Origin of the sequence: Geobacillus sp. FSL K6-0789, assembly GCF_038593135.1 — a bacterium.
In the GTDB taxonomy this organism is placed as follows: domain Bacteria; phylum Bacillota; class Bacilli; order Bacillales; family Anoxybacillaceae; genus Geobacillus; species Geobacillus stearothermophilus.
In genome coordinates, this window is sequence record NZ_CP151966.1 from 1,597,438 (window position 1) to 1,614,049 (window position 16,612).

A 16,612-nucleotide genomic window follows, 5' to 3' on the forward strand; every position below is an offset into this window, starting at 1 on the left:
AGATCGCACCTTGCTTGGCCGTTCCGACGAGGCTGGCGATCACTCCTGAATGTCGCCCACAACCCATTTTCCTTCCTCCCCATTGACAATGGAAGCGGTTTTCGCGAGACTGGAGGTAAACGGTTCGACAAACAATGAAGCGGACTTTGGACCGGCATCCGCCAAGGGTGCGAAACGACAAACACGCATGGGAGAGGATGGTGCATGATGACCAAAAACGAAATCCAAAAGTGGGTAAAGGAATTCCCGCTGCTTGAAATGATCATGGCGGCCGAAGAGGTGTTTTGGCGCAATCCAAAATATCACGCGTTCGCGCAAGCCATTCAAACGATTCCTTTACGCGAACGCGATGTCAAGGAGGCGGAAGAACGATTGCGCCGCTTTGCCCCCTACATCGCGAAAGTTTTTCCCGAGACGCGAACGGCCCACGGCATCATCGAATCCCCTTTAGTCCGGATTCCGAACATGAAACAGCGTTTAGAAAAGATGTTTCAGACCAACATTGAGGGGGAGCTGTTGCTGAAATGCGACAGCCATCTTCCCATCTCCGGGTCGATCAAGGCGAGAGGGGGAATCTACGAGGTTCTGAAACATGCCGAAGACCTCGCGCTCGCCAACGGGATGATCACCATAGGAGACGACTATGCGGTCATGGACAGCGAGAAATTCAGGCAATTCTTTTCCCGCTATTCTCTGGTCGTCGGTTCGACAGGGAACTTGGGCTTGAGCATCGGCATCATCGGGGCAAAGCTTGGGTTCCGCGTCACCGTTCATATGTCAGCCGATGCGAAACAATGGAAAAAAGACTTATTGCGAAGCAAAGGGGTCACCGTCATCGAACATCTCACTGATTACAACAACGTGGTGGAAGAGGCGCGAAGACAGTCCGCCGAGGATCCAACGTCGTATTTTATCGATGATGAAAACTCGATCCATCTGTTTTTAGGCTATGCGGTGGCGGCGTTTCGGCTGAAAAAGCAATTAGAGGACATGAACATCACGGTTGATGAAAAACACCCGCTCTTTGTGTATCTTCCTTGCGGCGTCGGCGGCGGTCCGGGCGGGGTGACGTTTGGGCTGAAGCTCGTGTACGGCGATCATGTCCATTGCTTTTTCGCTGAGCCGACGCATTCGCCTTGCATGCTGCTCGGCCTGATGACAGGAGAGCACGACCGCGTGTCGGTGCAAGATTTTGGCCTCGACAATAAGACCGAAGCGGACGGGCTAGCGGTGGGCCGGCCGTCGCGGCTGGTGGGGAACATGCTTGAGAACGTCATCAGCGGCGTCTATACGGTGGACGATTCGACGCTTTACCGCTTGCTCGCGGCGATGGTGGAAACGGAGGAAATCTATTTAGAGCCGTCCGCCTTGGCGGGGGTGGCGGGGCCTGTTCGGCTGTTTCGTGATTTGGCGGGGCAAACGTACGTAGAGGCAAACGGTTTGAAAGAAAAGATGAAAAACGCCGTCCATATTGGCTGGGCGACGGGTGGAAGCATGGTGCCAAAGGATGTGATGGAGGCCTATTATCGGGAAGGCGTGCGCATCGAAACGATGACAGGGAACGGTTTTTCTGAAGGACGATAAGATCATTCCATGGAGTTTTGAAACGAATGCATGAAATGTTGGAGGGGTTCGATGAAAACCGAAAAAGAAAAGATGGTAGCGGGACACTTGTACAATCCCGCTGATCCGGAGCTCGTCAAGGAGCGGGAGCGGGCGCGGCGGCTCGTTCGTTTGTATAACGAAACGTTGGAAACGGAATATGAAAAGCGAACCGCTCTGCTGAAGGAGCTGTTCGGTTCAACGGGAGAACGGCTGTTTGTTTATCGAGCCGAACTTCCGCTGCGACTACGGCTACAACATTCACGTCGGTGAAAATTTTTTTATGAACTTTGATGGCGTGATTTTGGATGTATGTGAAGTGCGAATCGGCGACCATTGTTTTATTGGTCCTGGTGTGCACATTTATACGGCGACTCACCCGCTCGATCCGCACGAACGAAATTCCGGGTTGGAGTACGGAAAGCCGGTTGTGATCGGCCATAACGTCTGGATCGGCGGGCGGGCCGTCATCAACCCGGGCGTCACGATCGGCGACAACGCTGTCATCGCCTCAGGGGCGGTCGTGACAAAAGATGTCCCCGCCAACGCGGTCGTTGGCGGAAACCCGGCGAAAGTGATCAAATGGCTCAAATAGCCCGAGGCCGCGCCCCGTGCAAAGCATGTGCGGGGCGTTTGGTTGCATCATCCTTCTTTGTTACGCCCACTGCACCGCCACCGCCCGAACAGGCGAACCGTCGCAGCCAGGCAAGGAAAGGGGGAGGGCAATAATATACGGATCATCAAAATCGATTCGCTCGAAGTTCACGAAATTTTCCCCGATCACCCCGTTGGCGCCAAGAATAAGTTCGTGGGCGCGGAACGACGAACCGTCCGGCGGGTCGATGTTGAGCGCGTCGATGAAAAACGTCCGCACGCCCCGCTCCAGCATTGCTTCAATCACATCCGGCGCGACGTACGGATGATGGAAATACCGCTTTGTTCCGGCGTATTGCGACCAGCCGGTATGAAACAACACAATGGTTCCCGGCGACAGCTTCGGGATATACGGAGCGGCATCGGCCATCGTCACCGCTTCGCCTTCCGCTTTTCCGGTGGCATTGATCACGGCGCCGCGGCCAAGAAAATACGTGAGCGGCACGTCATCGAGCCGCCAACCGTGTTCGCAAAAGTGAAACGGCGCATCCACATGCGTGCCGCTATGCGACCCAAGCACAAGGCGGCTGACGTGATAGCCGTCTTGGGCGAACGTCGCCGCCGGTTCGATTTTCGGCTTCGGATCCCCCGGGTACACCGGAGTTTGGGCCGTGATCGGCATGGTGAGGTCGATGAGTGTTTTGATGTTCATTTCCAAATCTCCCTCTACACTATTTTTGGCTGCTTTTATCATACAACAAAAACATAGGAGAAGGAGGAGTTAGAAAGCCATCATCATGCCTTGCGGAGCTGGACGGTTAGCTGGGGAATTGTTGCGCCGACGTTGGGCGGCCGGTGACCAAGGGCTATGTTGCTTGTCTTTCCACGAACAGGGGCAAGCAGTTTGGCGGCAAACCGAGCGACGGAGTGTTATCATAGAGAGGGGAACGTCACCCGTAACGAGAGAGGCGAATGATGGCGCTGCATGGCAACGGACGGCTTTCGTAAACAAAGGACAAGTGGAAGAATTTTCACGCGCGATGGCGAATGAAACAAATAAACAGGGCATGCGGGACATATACTGAAGGGGAAATTTTCGGCCGCGTGCTTAAAAGAAGGGAAGGGTGAAAAGATGTCAATCGCGGTGCAGAAACAGAAGCTATACATCAACGGCAAATGGCGGGAAGCCAAGTCGTACACGGAGCTGAAATCGCCATACTCACGCGAGACGATTGCCGAAATCCCTGTGGCCACCGAACAAGAAGTCGACGAAGCGATCGCGGCGGCGTACGCCGCGCGGCAAACGATGGCGGCTATGCCGGCGCATGAACGAGCCGCCATTTTAGAGCGGGTCGGCGAGCAGCTGAAAGCGCGGCAGGAAGAAGCGGCAAGGTTGATCGCACTGGAAGCAGCCAAACCGATCACCACGGCGAAAGGGGAAGTCGCCCGCACGATCCAAACGTACAAATTCGCCGCCGAAGAAGCGAAGCGCATTCACGGGGAAACGCTGCCGCTTGACGCCGCGCCGGGCGGGGAACATCGCATCGCCTTGACGGTCCGCGAGCCGATCGGCGTCATTGGAGCGATTACGCCGTTTAACTTCCCGATGAACTTGGTGGCCCATAAACTTGGCCCGGCCATCGCCTCGGGCAACACCGTTGTGTTGAAGCCAGCCAGCCAAACGCCGCTGTCCGCCTACTTTATCTTAATTAGGCGAGAAGACTCCCACTTCAACGAAGCGAAGCGGAGTAAGTGGGAGATGAATCGCCTTAACTATATTTTGCTGAAAATAGGATAGATTCAGTAAAATATAGTATAATATAGTTAGATGGGAGGTGAAAAAATGTATTTTTGTATCAAACAACAGCTAAATGGTTTGACCAAAGAAGAATACTTGACTCTTCGAGAACTGTGCCATATTGCCAAGAACATGTACAACGTCGGATTGTACAATGTCAGACAATACTATTTTGAACACAAGGAATTTCTTAATTATGAGAAAAATTATCATCTTGCCAAAACTAACGAAAACTATAAGCTGTTAAACAGCAACATGGCACAGCAAATTTTAAAAAAGGTCAATGAAGCCTTTAAATCTTTCTTTGGTTTGATCAGTCTTGCCAAACAAGGAAAATATGACCACAAGGCTATCAGTATTCCAAAATATCTTAAAAAAGATGGCTTTCATTCACTGATCATTGGCCAGATTCGTATAGACGGCAACAAATTCACGATACCGTATTCTCGCCTATTTAAAAAGACTCACAAGCCTATCACGATAACGATTCCGCCTGTGTTACTGGACAAAAAGATTAAGCAGATTGAAATCATTCCTAAGCATCATGCCAGGTTCTTTGAGATTCAGTACAAATATGAAATGCCTGAAGATCAAAGAGAATTAAATGACCAAAAAGCACTGGCAATTGATTTAGGATTAAACAATTTTGCCACTTGTGTCACATCAGACGGCAGATCATTCATCATTGATGGGCGGAGATTAAAAAGTATAAATCAATGGTTTAACAAAGAAAATGCCAGACTTCAAAGCATAAAAGATAAGCAAAAAATCAAAGGCACCACTCGTAAACAGGCTTTGCTTGCTATGAATCGCAATAATAAAGTGAATGATTATATCAACAAGACTTGCCGTTACATCATTAACTACTGTATTGAAAATCAAATTGGCAAACTTGTCATTGGCTATGCGGAAACATGGCAACGCAATATGAATCTAGGAAAAAAGACAAATCAAAACTTTGTCAATATTCCTCTCGGTAACATAAAAGAAAAACTAGAATATCTTTGTGAATTTTACGGCATTGAATTCTTGAAACAGGAAGAATCCTATACGTCTCAAGCCAGCTTTTTTGACGGCGATGAGATTCCTGAATATAATGCCGACAATCCAAAAGAATATAAGTTCAGCGGCAAACGTATTAAGCGCGGCTTGTATCGAACAAAGTCTGGCAAACTAATGAATGCTGATGTCAATGGCGCATTAAACATCTTAAAGAAAAGTAAAGCTGTAGACCTGAGTGTCTTATGCTCTAGCGGCGAAGTGGACACGCCTCAAAGAATAAGGATTGCTTGAAGCAGTCAAACTTCTTTGGAAGCCCCCACTTCAAATTTTCGCTAGAAAATTAAGTGGGGGTAGTTCACTGCCGAACTGTTCGAAAAAGCCGGTTTGCCGAAAGGGGCGCTCAACGTCGTCACCGGAAGCGGCCGCACGGTCGGCGACAAAATCGTCACCGACCCGCGCATCAGCATGATCACCTTCACCGGCAGCCCGGAAGTCGGCATCGCGATCCGCAATAAAGCTGGCTTAAAGCGGGTGACGCTCGAGCTCGGCTCGAACTCGGCCGTGATCGTCGATGAACAGGTCGATCTTGACCGCATCATCCCGCGCTGCGTGTTCGGTGCGTTCACGTTCCAAGGGCAGGTGTGCATTTCACTCCAGCGCATTTACGTGCATGAGAATCGTTATGACGAGTTCGTCGAAAAATTTGTCGCCGCCGCGAAACAGTTGAAAACAGGCGACCCGTTGGATCCAACCACCGATGTATCCGCCTTGATTACGCCAAACGATGTCGACCGGGCGCTCTCTTGGATCGAGGAGGCGAAACAAGGCGGCGCAAACGTCGTCCTCGGCGGCGAGCGCGACGGCAATATCTTGCTTCCGACGGTCATTGTGGACGCCGAACCGACGATGAAAGTGTCTTGCCAAGAAGTGTTCGCCCCGATCGTCTTGATCAACCGCGTCCGTTCGATCGATGAAGCCATTGAACTGGTCAATGACTCGCGCTACGGCTTGCAGGCGGGCATCTACACCGACAACGTCCATACCGCGTGGAAAGCGGCGAAACAACTGCACGTTGGCGGCGTGTTGATTAACGACATCCCGACGTTCCGCGTCGACCATATGCCGTACGGCGGCGTGAAAGAAAGCGGGTTTGGCCGCGAGGGGATCCGCTATGCGATCGAGGAAATGACGGAGTTGAAATTGATTATTTTTAACCAGAATTAAGCGGGATGAGAAGAGATTGGAGTAAAATTTGTTCCTAAAATTCTAGAAGAATAGTTGCGCAGCCTTGGAGAGAGTGGCACTCCAAGGCTGTATGTTTAAGCATGCTTTTCCAGAATATATCCCCAACGGTTCGAGGCGAGAACAGACAGGTGGTATTGATGCTCGAGCTGTTTGCTGAACCATGCTTTTTTCACGAGAAGCAGGCTTCGGCTTGTATGCAAGAACGTTTTCAGTCCTCCGTGCCGAGGTTTGAGGTCATTCGCAAGCTCTGCTGTCAAGACCGCATTTTGCGGCCAGCGACCTTTCTCGCGCAACGGATGGGGCTTCTCGGGTAATTTGGTTTGGTCATGATGCAGAACAATTTAGCCAATTTCGCAAATCCACAGAAGGATACTACGAATGAAAGAAAGGGGCAGTATTGATGACCGCATCCCGCATCGTCTTTCCGCCGCTCAGCTATGTCGGCTGGGGGGCGCTTACGCAGTTAGTTCCAGAAGTAAAAAGGCTTGGGGCAGCACACGTGTTGGTGATCACCGATCCAGCGCTTGAAAAACTCGGCCTCGTCGAGCAAGTGGCATCTCCGCTCCGGCAAGCAGGGTGCAGCGTGCATGTGTATACGGATGTTGTGCCGGAGCCGCCGCTTGAAACGGGGGAGAAGGCGGTGGCGTTTGTCCGCGACGGAGAGTTTGACCTTGTCATCGGCGTCGGCGGCGGCAGCGCGATGGATTTGGCGAAACTGGCCGCTGTTTTGGCCGTGCATGAAGGTTCGGTCGCCGATTATTTAAACTTAACTGGAACGAGAACACTTGAGAAAAAAGGATTGCCGAAAATATTGATTCCGACGACATCAGGCACCGGGTCGGAGGTGACGAACATCTCCGTGTTGTCCTTAGAAACGACGAAAGACGTCGTGACGCATGACTATTTGTTGGCGGATGTGGCGATCGTCGACCCGCAACTCACGGTTTCTGTTCCGCCGCGGGTGACGGCGGCCACGGGCATTGATGCGCTTACCCATGCGGTTGAAGCGTACGTGTCGGTCAACGCGAGTCCGACATCGGATGGGTTGGCCATCGCCGCCATGCGCCTGATTTCTCGCTCATTGCGCAAAGCGGTGGAAAACGGAACGGACAAACAGGCGCGCACCGATATGGCGAACGGCAGCTACCTGGCCGGTTTGGCGTTTTTCAACGCCGGGGTGGCCGGCGTGCATGCGCTCGCTTATCCGCTTGGCGGACAGTTTCATATCGCCCATGGCGAATCAAATGCCGTGCTCTTGCCATATGTGATGGGCTACATTCGCCAAAGCTGCACGAAACGAATGGCTGATATCTTAAACGCCCTCGGCGGCAACTCGAGCTTTTTATCAGAGGAGGAGGCGTCGCACCGCTGCGTCGAGGAGCTCGAGCGCCTCGTCGCCGATGTCGGCATTCCGAAGACGCTCGGCGGTTTTGGCATTCCGGAAAGCGCATTAGAAAGTCTGACGAAAGACGCCGTCCAACAAAAACGGCTGCTCGCCCGCAGCCCGATGCCGCTTTTGGAAGCCGACATCCGCGCGATTTATCAAGCAGCGTTTGCCGGGACGATCATGGAACCGAACAACAAGTGAGAACACAAAAACAGGGGCTGCTTCAGGCTCCTGTTTTTTCTTTGGCTGTTGGAAATAGGGTCTCGCTCCTCAGGTTGGATCCCCCTTCCGCTCAAGGGGTGACGTTTTTCACGTTTTCTTGATGGTGAAGCAGGAATTTCCACGTCGTGAAGCGAACACATATACATCAGCCGCCGAAATTCGACAAAAGACGATTCCAGTTCTTGTGGAGGAGGGGCGTTCGTGTTTACGACTGTCATTACGCCGCGCGTGTCAGAAACGGACGGCGTCGGCCATATTAACAATACGACCGTGCCCGTTTGGTTTGAAGCGGGGCGGCATGAAATTTTCAAGCTGTTTACGCCTGACTTGTCATTCAAACGTTGGCGGATGGTGATCATCCGCATGGAGGTTGACTACGTCAACCAACTGTATTATGGGCAAGATGTGACTGTGTATACCGGCATTGAGCGCATCGGCAACACAAGCCTCACGATTTATGAAGAAATCCACCAAAACGGGGTGGTGTGCGCCAAAGGGCGGGCGGTGTATGTCAATTTCAATTTTGACACCGGGCGGCCTGAACCGATTCCGGATGACATTCGGGCGAAATTGCGCGAACATGTATGGCAGCCGGGCGAGTAGACGAAAGGGGGTGAGTGTGTGAAGGAGCACCATCTTTGGGAACAAGTGAAAACGAAGCTTGCGCAAAAGCTGCCCGGCCCGTCGTTTGACACGTGGTTTGCCTCGACGTCGGCGACGGTGGATGACGATTGGCTCATCATTGAATGCCTCAACGACATTCAATGTGAATGGCTGCAAACAAGATACGGCGAACTCATCAGTGAAACCGTCCGCGAAGTGTTCGGCCGCGAGATGCGCATCTTCGTCTCTGTCCACGGCGAGCGGCAGAAAATCGAAGAGCGGCTCGAACAGCGATTCGGCGCTCCGATGACCTTCCGTCAATACGTCACCCGCCTTGAGCGGCAGATGGAGGAGCTGGAGCGGCGCATTGACCACTACGCGCGCATTATCGATGAACTGCTGGAATCCCGTCCGATTCACTGATGATCCCCTTAACGAGTAAACCTCCAACAAGAAGCGGCCTCCGCTCCATCAAGCGGAAGGTCGCTTTTTTATGTGATAAAAAGTTACATTTTTTCGACAAATACGTATATTAATCTGATTTTTTATATGATTATTATTTTTTTTTAAAATTGTGTTATATAATCTTATATAGACTCCCATGACAAAAAAATTTCGTCACCACGGAAGGATGAAAACAACCTTCTGTCGAATGGTCTCCTTGCAGCTGGGGTCATGAGGTCGTTGTATCTATGGTACGTAAAAGTCCGATATATAGACGGACCCCAGTAGTCTGGTGCACCACGGAATGTCGCTCCCTTGAGGGAAGCACGCAGGATAGAATGCTTGAACAAAGGCTACTGCACCAGCTGTTTTTGAGAACGAAGCAGGGAGGGAGACCGATGCGCGTCTTGTATGAACGCTGTTGCGGATTGGACGTGCATAAGCAATCGATTACGGCTTGCGCCCTTACCCCTGAAGGAAAAGAGATTCGCACGTTTGGTACGCTGACCGACGATCTCGAGGAGTTGGTGGATTGGCTGAAAGAAAAAAGGTGACGCACGTTGCCATGGAGTCGACGGGCGTATATTGGAAGCCGGTGTATAATCTCCTCGAAGCAGAGCCGATCGAAGTGCTTGTCGTCAATGCCCAACACATCAAAGCGGTTCCCGGGCGAAAGACCGATGTCAAAGATGCCGAATGGATCGCGGACTTGCTTCGCCATGGATTGCTAAAAGGGAGTTACATCCCTCATCGAGCTCAGCGGGAGCTCCGGGAACTGGTCCGTTATCGGCGCAGTTTGATCGAGGAACGGGCACGGGAGCTCAACCGCATCCAAAAAGTGTTGGAAGGAGCCAATATCAAGCTTTCTTCGGTCGTATCCGACATCAACGGGATGTCGGCCCGGCTCATCATTCGCGCCCTTATCGAAGGAAAAGACGATCCGGCGGCCCTCGCCCAGCTCGCCAAAGGGCGGCTGAAACAAAAAACGGAAGAGCTCCGGCGCGCGTTGAAAGGAGTGATAGGGCCGCATCAACGCATGATGCTGGCCGAGCAATGGCGTCATGTGGAGTATTTATATAGATGCACCTTGAAAAGTTAACTTCTGGATTACACTGCACACCCTAGGCGTTGTAGCACTTCCTTCGGGCGTTCATGGATGTAGTCCACAAACCGGGCAATGGCTTGGGCGATATCGTTTTGATCTTTGTGAAACACATTGGCAATGACAGTGTCTTTCAGCCATTTCCGCAAGCGTTCGATCGGGTTCAGTTGCGGAGAATACGGAGGAAGGTAAATGAAGTGAAAACTCCGTCCTTCTTCCCGCAAAAACTCTCTCACCATTTTGGCATGATGAATTCGGGCGTTATCCAGCACCAAGACAATGAGACGATCCGGGTAACGCTCTTTGAGAACCCGCAGGAAATCCAAAAACGTTGTCGCATTGGCCGCTCCTGCTTGATAAAGAACTGTTTCGCCATCAGGGACGTTAATGGCGTCAAACAGCGATACGTGAGCATGATGGCCGAACGTCGGCACTTGCTTTTGACGGCCAACCTCTGACCATGTCGTACGCAACACATGATACGATCGGATATGCGTTTCATCGATGTACAACAGGACGGAATCTGGATCGATTAAGTTTTTTTATTAGATCCATTTGTTTTTCGAAGTGTTTTTGCCGATCCGGATCTCCTTTCGCCAACGTGTAAGTCGGCCGGGTCCACGAAAGCCCTTTTCGATGCAAGAGTTTTCGCAAGGCTTCGCGGGACATGGAGATGCCATAATGGTGGTGTACATAGGATTGAAGGATCTTCGTATTCCACGCCGAAGCGATGTCCCAGCCCAGCTCCGCGGGTGTCGTGGTCAACACAAGGTGTTTGATCTCTTCCTGCTGTTCTTCGGTGAGAAACGGCTCTCGCCCAGGGGCAAAATCCCGATGAAGCAGGAGTTCCAGGCCCCCTTCGTTAAACAGCGACACATAATGGGAAACGGTTTGGCGGCACACGTTGACCATGGAGGCCACGTCTTTGCCCAAATAGCCTTCCATGACCAGGCGGACGGCCATCACACGTTGGCGGAGATGAGCGTTTTTGATCTTCCGTTCCTGCTTGCGGAGTTTCCGGGGCGTCCATCCATGGTTGTCGGTGATGTTGAGACGTTTCATGCAGAATTCCGCTCCTTTCCCATGCTTTTCCTTAGGAGCAGTATAACCAGAGTGGGCACCGCTTATGCGAAGGTTAACTTTTCAATGAGCATGTATATATAAAAAATGCATGCTTCATGTTTGACGTGATATGATGGGCACAGCCAAGGCAAAGGGGAAATTGTGAGGGTGATGCGAACAAAAACAGTCGGATTATGGGAGCTGCTGGTGATGACGATCCGACTTTGGCTGCATCGATGACGATAAACAAAGTAACGAAGATGGAGGGATGGCGACGTGAGACGAAAACTCGTGTTAATCGGCAACGGCATGGCGGGGGTTCGCTGCATCGAGGAGATTTTGAAACTTGACCGCGAGGCGTTTGAGATCACGATTTTTGGCAGCGAACCGCATCCGAACTATAACCGCATTTTGTTGTCGGAGGTGCTGCAAGGAGATACGCGTCTTGATGACATTACGTTGAACAGTTGGGAATGGTACGAACGAAACGGTATTCAGCTGTTTGTCGGCGAAACGGTGACGGAAGTCGACATCAAGCGGCGGCTTGTCCGGACCGACCGTGGGAGGGTAGTCGAATACGATGAATTGATTTTCGCGACAGGGTCGAATCCGTTTATCTTGCCGGTGCCGGGGGCGGATTTGCCCGGGGTGACGGCGTTTCGCGATATCCAAGATTGCGAGCGGATGATCGAATATGCGAAGACATACAAAAAAGCGGCGGTCATCGGCGGCGGCTTGCTTGGATTGGAGGCGGCGCGCGGGTTGCTTCACTTAGGGATGGATGTCGATGTCATCCATATTTTCGACTATTTGATGGAACGCCAGCTTGATCCGACCGCTTCCAAGCTGCTGCAGCGGGAGCTGGAGAAACAAGGGATGAACGTTTTGCTTCGCAAAGAGACGGCTGAATTGTTCGGCAACGGCCGTGTGGAAGGAGTGCGGTTTAAGGACGGTACGTCCATTGCCGCCGACTTGGTGGTGATGGCGGTCGGCATTCGTCCGAATGTTGATTTAGCGCGGAGAAGCGGCATTGAAGTGAATCGAGGGATCGTTGTCAATGACTACTTGGAAACGAGCGTGCCGCACATTTACGCGGTCGGTGAATGCGCGGAACATCGCGGTGTTGTGTATGGGCTCGTCGCTCCGCTTTATGAGCAGGGGAAAGTGCTGGCAGAGGCGATTTGCGGCCGAAAAGGAAAGCCGTATGAAGGATCGGTCGTTGCGACTCAGCTGAAAGTGTCCGGTGTCGATGTGTTCTCGGCTGGTGAATTTATGGATGGCGAAGGGACGGAGTCGATCAAACTGTATGACGAAGCGCGCTCGGTGTACAAGAAAGTCGTCGTTCGCCAAGGGAAAGTCGTTGGGGCGGTGCTGTTTGGCGATACGAGCGAAGGTCGAAAGCTGTTCGATATGATCCAGCGCGGCGATTCGGTTGAGGCGCTCTCGCTGTCGCTGTTTGCCCCAGCCGCTTTAGGCGGGAAGGGAAGCCTTGCGGCGGCGATGGCCGACACCGATGTGGTTTGCGGTTGCAACGGGGTGACAAAAGGCGCGATTTGTCAGGCGATTGCCGAACACGGGCTTAAGACGGTCGCCGAGGTGCGCGACTATACGAACGCGTCTCGCTCGTGCGGCAGATGCAAAGGGCTTGTCGCCGAGCTGCTTGAGCATATGCTTGGTGAAGAAGCGAACCGGTATGCGGTGAAAGAAATGATCTGCGGCTGCACGGACTTAAGCCGTGAGGAAGTGCTCGAGGCCATCGGACAAAGACGGTTGATGACGGTCAAAGAAGTGATGAGTGTATTGGGATGGAAAAACGAGGAAGGGTGTTCGAAATGCCGTCCGGCGCTCAATTATTACCTGGGCATGTTGTATCCGGGCGAGTACGATGAAGAAGCGGAATCCTTGTTTGTCAATGAGCGGCTGCACGCCAACATCCAGGCCGACGGCACGTACTCCGTTGTGCCGCGCATATATGGCGGGGTGACGACAGCCGAACAGCTGCGGAACATCGCTGATGTCGCGGAAAAATACAACGTGCCGATGATTAAGATCACCGGCGGGCAGCGCATTGACTTGCTTGGGGTGAAAAAAGAAGATTTGCCGCGCATTTGGGCCGATCTCGGCATGCCGTCAGGCTACGCCTACGCCAAGGCGCTTCGGACGGTGAAAACGTGCGTCGGCAAGCAGTTTTGCCGCTTTGGGACGCAAGATTCGACCGGGCTTGGCATTCGGATGGAACAAACATTTGAGCGGCTGAAAACGCCGCATAAAGTGAAAATGGCCGTCTCCGCCTGCCCGCGCAACTGTGCGGAATCGGGCATTAAAGATGTCGGCGTCGTCGGCGTCGAGGGCGGATGGGAGATTTATGTCGGCGGCAACGGCGGCACCCATTTGCGTGCAGCTGACTTGCTTTGCACGGTCAAGACGGAAGACGAAGTGATCGAGATGACTGGTGCTTTTTTGCAATATTACCGCGAGTCCGCGCATTATTTGGAACGGACGTCCAAATGGGTCGAGCGCGTCGGGCTTGAGCATATCCGCGAAGTGTTGTTCGATGTGGAAACGCGCCGCGCGCTGCTTGAGCGGCTTCACAAAGCTCTTTCCGCGACAACAGATCCGTGGCGGGACATCGTCGAAAACGAGAGAGTGCAGCAACTGTTGTTCCGCGATATCGGCGACAAAGAGCCGGTGGAATGAAGGGGGATGACGGCGGGCGGAAAAAGTTGATGTTCCGCCGCCTGGATTGATCATGGGTTAGGATCAATGCTGGAACGAAGAGAGGGAAATGATGGCCATCGTTCAGCCGGAAACGAGGTTTTCGTTTGCGAAACGACGATTTTACGTTGTTGTTCATGAAAGTTTGTAAAGGAATGGCCAAACAGGATCAGACATCGATGCAGGGGGAGGACGAAGAGAGGATGAAGGTGGAAGTGGGAACATTGGAACAGCTGCCGAAGCGGCTCGGAAAATGCGTGCGGGTCGGGAATCGTGAGCTGGCGTTGTTCCGGACGAGTGACGATCAAGTATTTGCCGTTGAAAACCGCTGTCCGCATCGAGGAGGCGATTTGTCACAAGGTATTGTGAGCGGTGAGTTTGTGTTTTGTCCGCTTCATGATTGGAAAATTTGCCTGAAAGACGGCCGGGTGCAGGCGCCGGATGAAGGGTGTGTCAAAACGTACCGCGCGGCGGTGAAAGACGGCTTGGTATATGTCGAGCTGTAGGAAGCGGGGGAATGGCGATGACGAACGAATTGCTGCGCTACTTTCGCGCCAAGGAAAAAGAACGGGCGTCAGAAACGGCTGCCGCGACGCAATGTCCGTTTTGCAGCGTCCAGTGCACGCTTCAGCTGGTGGAGGAGCGGATTGTAGAGCGGCGCCGCTACAAGGCGGTCCCGACCGACAACCCGACGTCCAACGGCCGCCTTTGTTTAAAGGGGATGAACGCCTGCCAGCACGCTTTGCATCCCGAGCGGCTGTTGGTTCCGCTTGCGAAAGTGGACGGCCGGTTTGTGCGGGTCCGTTGGGAGGAGGCGCTTTCGCTGATCGCGGAACGAATCATCTCCATTCAGAAGGAGATGGAGTCGATGCGTTTGCTGTTTACGGCGGCGGATCCTTGACGAATGAGGAGGCGTATTTGCTCGGGAAATTTGCCCGCGTGGCGCTCAAGACGCGGCACATCGACTACAACGGCCGTTTTTGCATGCCGGCTACCGCGGCCGCGATGAACGACGCGTTTGGTCTTGACCGCGGGTTGACAAATCCGCTCTCCGACATTCCACTCGCCCAGACGATCATTTTAGCTGGAACCAATGTCGCCGAATGCCAGCCGAAGTTGATGCCGTATTTTTATGAAGCGAAGAAGAACGGCGCTTTTATCATCGTGGTGGATCCGCGGGAAACGAAAACGGCGGCGTTGGCGGATCTGCACCTGCCGCTCAAGCCCGGAACGGATGCGGCGCTGGCCGTCGGCATCGGGAAAGTGCTGCTTGACGAAGGATATATCGATGAAGCGTTTGTGCGCGAGCGGACGGTTGGGTTTGTCGAATGGAAACAGCACATAGAAGCAGTGGAGATGGATGAGATCGTCCGGCTGACTGACGTGCCGGAAGAGAAGATTCGCTTAGCGGCGCGAAAGTACGGGGAGGCGGCCGATGCGATCGTGCTCACGGCGCGCGGCTTGGAGCAGCAGACGGACAGCTATGCGGCGGTCAGACAGTGGATCAACGTCGTGCTATCAACCGGAAACATCGGCCGTCCTGGCTCTGGGTTTGGCTCGATCACCGGACAAGGGAACGGGCAGGGCGGGCGCGAGCATGGACAAAAAGCCGATCAGCTGCCGGGCTACCGAAGCATTGAGCATCCGCAACACCGGCGGTATATCGCAAGCGTATGGGGCGTTGCGCCGGATGAGCTGCCGCGAAAGGGGGGTCAGCCGTTCTCCGTCGGGAACACAGTCCTTTCTTTAGGTTGACAAAGAGGGGGGTTCGCGGCGTTTCTTAAGTTTTTCCAGCCTTGGCGCTGATTTCGGAAGGATTTCTGTTGAAGAATGAGGGTGAAAAAAGGTGCCCGTGAAGAAATTCAGGGCACTTTCTCATTTGCGATCGTTTTACAATCGATTTTGCAAAAATCGAAGCAGTTCATCTGCTCGGTTGCCGATGAGCGCGATCAGTTGCTCAAACATCGCGTCGCGCTCAAGATCGAGTTCAATGATGCGTTTGGCCAGTTCGAGCGCTTGTTTGTCCATGGCGGCGTCCTCCTTCGATCGTGTGGGCGGGGTGGAATCGTTCGTATTCGCGTCGCAGTTCGGCCATTGTCCATTCTTCAAACCGATCACGGTCAGCGGCTAAGCCGAACCGTACGAGCTGTTCAATATAAAATTGCTTTTTCTTCCGCACGGCGTTTCTCATCCATGTCCCCATTCGATTCCCTCCCTGTTTTTACCTTTACCATACTATCTTTTTCTTCAGTTTACAGCAAATGTGTTAAGTACATTTACAGGAAATTTAAAAAATATGTTAATTTTATTTACAAAAGTTAGCGGGCTAACATCATTTTTTGTATAATTACGTTAGAAAATACAACGAATTGAGGTGAGGAGTATGACAGATCATCCTCAAGAGGATCATTACAAATACAAAAAAGTCATTTCGATCGGGATTGTCAGCGAGCTGACCGGGCTGTCGCAGCGGCAAATTCGTTATTACGAGGAACGGAAGCTTGTGTTCCCTGACCGTTCGAAAGGCATCCGCAAATATTCGTTCGCCGATGTGGAGCAGTTGATGAAAATTGCCAATCAGCGCGAGGAAGGGGTGTCGACGTGGGAAATCCGTCAGGAAATGACGAAAGAGCTGCGTGAGCGGATGTTGAAAGGGCAAATGAATGCGCATTTTCGGATGCGTTCCTAGGGGCGCGGGCAGATTCGAATTTTGGATGCATCCCCTGCTTGGAAGCAAAGCATGCGGAAAACCGCCTGGCCGTGTGCCAACAGGATGTAAACACAGTGGCGTTTGTCCAATCATAAGAGCATGGTTGTTTGGCGCGCATAGAGATTC

General features: G+C 52.6%; 13 protein-coding genes and 5 pseudogenes. 13 read left to right on the forward strand and 5 right to left on the reverse strand.

The genetic code is table 11. From position 1 onward, the window contains the following. Window positions 1-204: 204 nt before the first annotated feature. Window positions 205-1,584: a D-serine ammonia-lyase gene (locus NSQ51_RS08355; protein ID WP_049625327.1), complete on the forward strand. Its 1,380-nt coding sequence runs from the start codon at window positions 205-207 to the stop codon at window positions 1,582-1,584. 51 nt (window positions 1,585-1,635) lie between these two features. Further along, window positions 1,636-2,197, forward strand: a pseudogene (locus NSQ51_RS08360) (sugar O-acetyltransferase). Between the two features lie 60 nt (window positions 2,198-2,257). On the opposite strand, the gene NSQ51_RS08365 reads toward NSQ51_RS08360, so the two are convergent. Beyond that, window positions 2,258-2,908: a cyclase family protein gene (locus NSQ51_RS08365; protein WP_049625326.1), complete on the reverse strand. Its 651-nt coding sequence runs from the start codon at window positions 2,906-2,908 to the stop codon at window positions 2,258-2,260. Window positions 2,909-3,328: 420 nt separating this feature from the next. Here NSQ51_RS08365 and NSQ51_RS08370 point away from each other — a divergent pair. The 7 genes and pseudogenes from NSQ51_RS08370 to NSQ51_RS08400 form a co-directional block, all read left to right on the forward strand. Beyond that, window positions 3,329-3,901: pseudogene (locus tag NSQ51_RS08370) on the forward strand (aldehyde dehydrogenase family protein); the annotation flags it as partial. A 138-nt stretch (window positions 3,902-4,039) separates the two neighbouring features. Beyond that, on the forward strand, window positions 4,040-5,287 hold the full coding sequence (locus NSQ51_RS08375; protein WP_050367512.1) for an RNA-guided endonuclease TnpB family protein: 1,248 nt from the start codon (window positions 4,040-4,042) through the stop codon (window positions 5,285-5,287). Window positions 5,288-5,356: 69 nt separating this feature from the next. Further along, window positions 5,357-6,220 (forward strand): annotated as a pseudogene (locus tag NSQ51_RS08380) (aldehyde dehydrogenase family protein); the annotation flags it as partial. Window positions 6,221-6,641: 421 nt separating this feature from the next. After that, window positions 6,642-7,829 carry an iron-containing alcohol dehydrogenase gene (locus tag NSQ51_RS08385; protein ID WP_121650201.1) on the forward strand — a complete coding sequence of 396 codons (1,188 nt, stop codon included), beginning with the start codon at window positions 6,642-6,644 and terminating at the stop codon, window positions 7,827-7,829. Window positions 7,830-8,051: 222 nt separating this feature from the next. Beyond that, a complete protein-coding gene (locus tag NSQ51_RS08390; RefSeq protein ID WP_047818459.1) occupies window positions 8,052-8,453 on the forward strand; it encodes a thioesterase family protein in 402 nt (133 codons plus the stop codon). A gap of 18 nt (window positions 8,454-8,471) precedes the next feature. Beyond that, complete coding sequence (locus tag NSQ51_RS08395; protein ID WP_014195972.1) at window positions 8,472-8,876, forward strand: DnaA N-terminal domain-containing protein; 405 nt, start codon at window positions 8,472-8,474, stop codon at window positions 8,874-8,876. A 419-nt stretch (window positions 8,877-9,295) separates the two neighbouring features. Continuing rightward, window positions 9,296-9,972 (forward strand): annotated as a pseudogene (locus NSQ51_RS08400) (IS110 family transposase); the annotation flags it as partial. Window positions 9,973-10,004: 32 nt separating this feature from the next. On the opposite strand, the gene NSQ51_RS08405 reads toward NSQ51_RS08400, so the two are convergent. Both NSQ51_RS08405 and NSQ51_RS08410 read right to left on the reverse strand, forming a co-directional pair. After that, complete coding sequence (locus NSQ51_RS08405; RefSeq protein ID WP_259463654.1) at window positions 10,005-10,511, reverse strand: IS630 family transposase; 507 nt, start codon at window positions 10,509-10,511, stop codon at window positions 10,005-10,007. Next, the gene (locus NSQ51_RS08410; protein ID WP_183085841.1) at window positions 10,498-11,061 is read right to left on the reverse strand and encodes a winged helix-turn-helix domain-containing protein; all 564 of its coding nucleotides are present in this window, start codon (window positions 11,059-11,061) and stop codon (window positions 10,498-10,500) included. Before NSQ51_RS08410 ends, NSQ51_RS08405 begins: the two co-directional genes overlap by 14 nt. Before the next feature lie 276 nt (window positions 11,062-11,337). Between NSQ51_RS08410 and nirB the strand changes: the two genes are divergently transcribed. The 3 genes and pseudogenes from nirB to NSQ51_RS08425 form a co-directional block, all read left to right on the forward strand. Further along, the gene (nirB, locus tag NSQ51_RS08415; protein WP_049626733.1) at window positions 11,338-13,758 is read left to right on the forward strand and encodes a nitrite reductase large subunit NirB; all 2,421 of its coding nucleotides are present in this window, start codon (window positions 11,338-11,340) and stop codon (window positions 13,756-13,758) included. A gap of 221 nt (window positions 13,759-13,979) precedes the next feature. After that, on the forward strand, window positions 13,980-14,282 hold the full coding sequence (gene nirD / locus NSQ51_RS08420; protein ID WP_049626735.1) for a nitrite reductase small subunit NirD: 303 nt from the start codon (window positions 13,980-13,982) through the stop codon (window positions 14,280-14,282). Between the two features lie 11 nt (window positions 14,283-14,293). After that, window positions 14,294-15,486, forward strand: a pseudogene (locus NSQ51_RS08425) (molybdopterin-dependent oxidoreductase); the annotation flags it as partial. Window positions 15,487-15,666: 180 nt separating this feature from the next. On the opposite strand, the gene NSQ51_RS08430 reads toward NSQ51_RS08425, so the two are convergent. Next, window positions 15,667-15,804 (reverse strand): hypothetical protein, encoded by a 138-nt coding sequence (locus NSQ51_RS08430; RefSeq protein ID WP_011231352.1) that lies wholly within the window; start codon window positions 15,802-15,804, stop codon window positions 15,667-15,669. Beyond that, a complete protein-coding gene (locus NSQ51_RS08435) occupies window positions 15,764-15,979 on the reverse strand; it encodes a Fur-regulated basic protein FbpA (RefSeq protein ID WP_080706572.1) in 216 nt (71 codons plus the stop codon). The genes NSQ51_RS08430 and NSQ51_RS08435 overlap by 41 nt, the downstream gene beginning before the upstream one ends. Before the next feature lie 180 nt (window positions 15,980-16,159). Between NSQ51_RS08435 and NSQ51_RS08440 the strand changes: the two genes are divergently transcribed. Continuing rightward, the gene (locus tag NSQ51_RS08440) at window positions 16,160-16,465 is read left to right on the forward strand and encodes a MerR family transcriptional regulator (protein ID WP_033017045.1); all 306 of its coding nucleotides are present in this window, start codon (window positions 16,160-16,162) and stop codon (window positions 16,463-16,465) included. The last annotated feature ends 147 nt before the right edge of the window (window positions 16,466-16,612 follow it).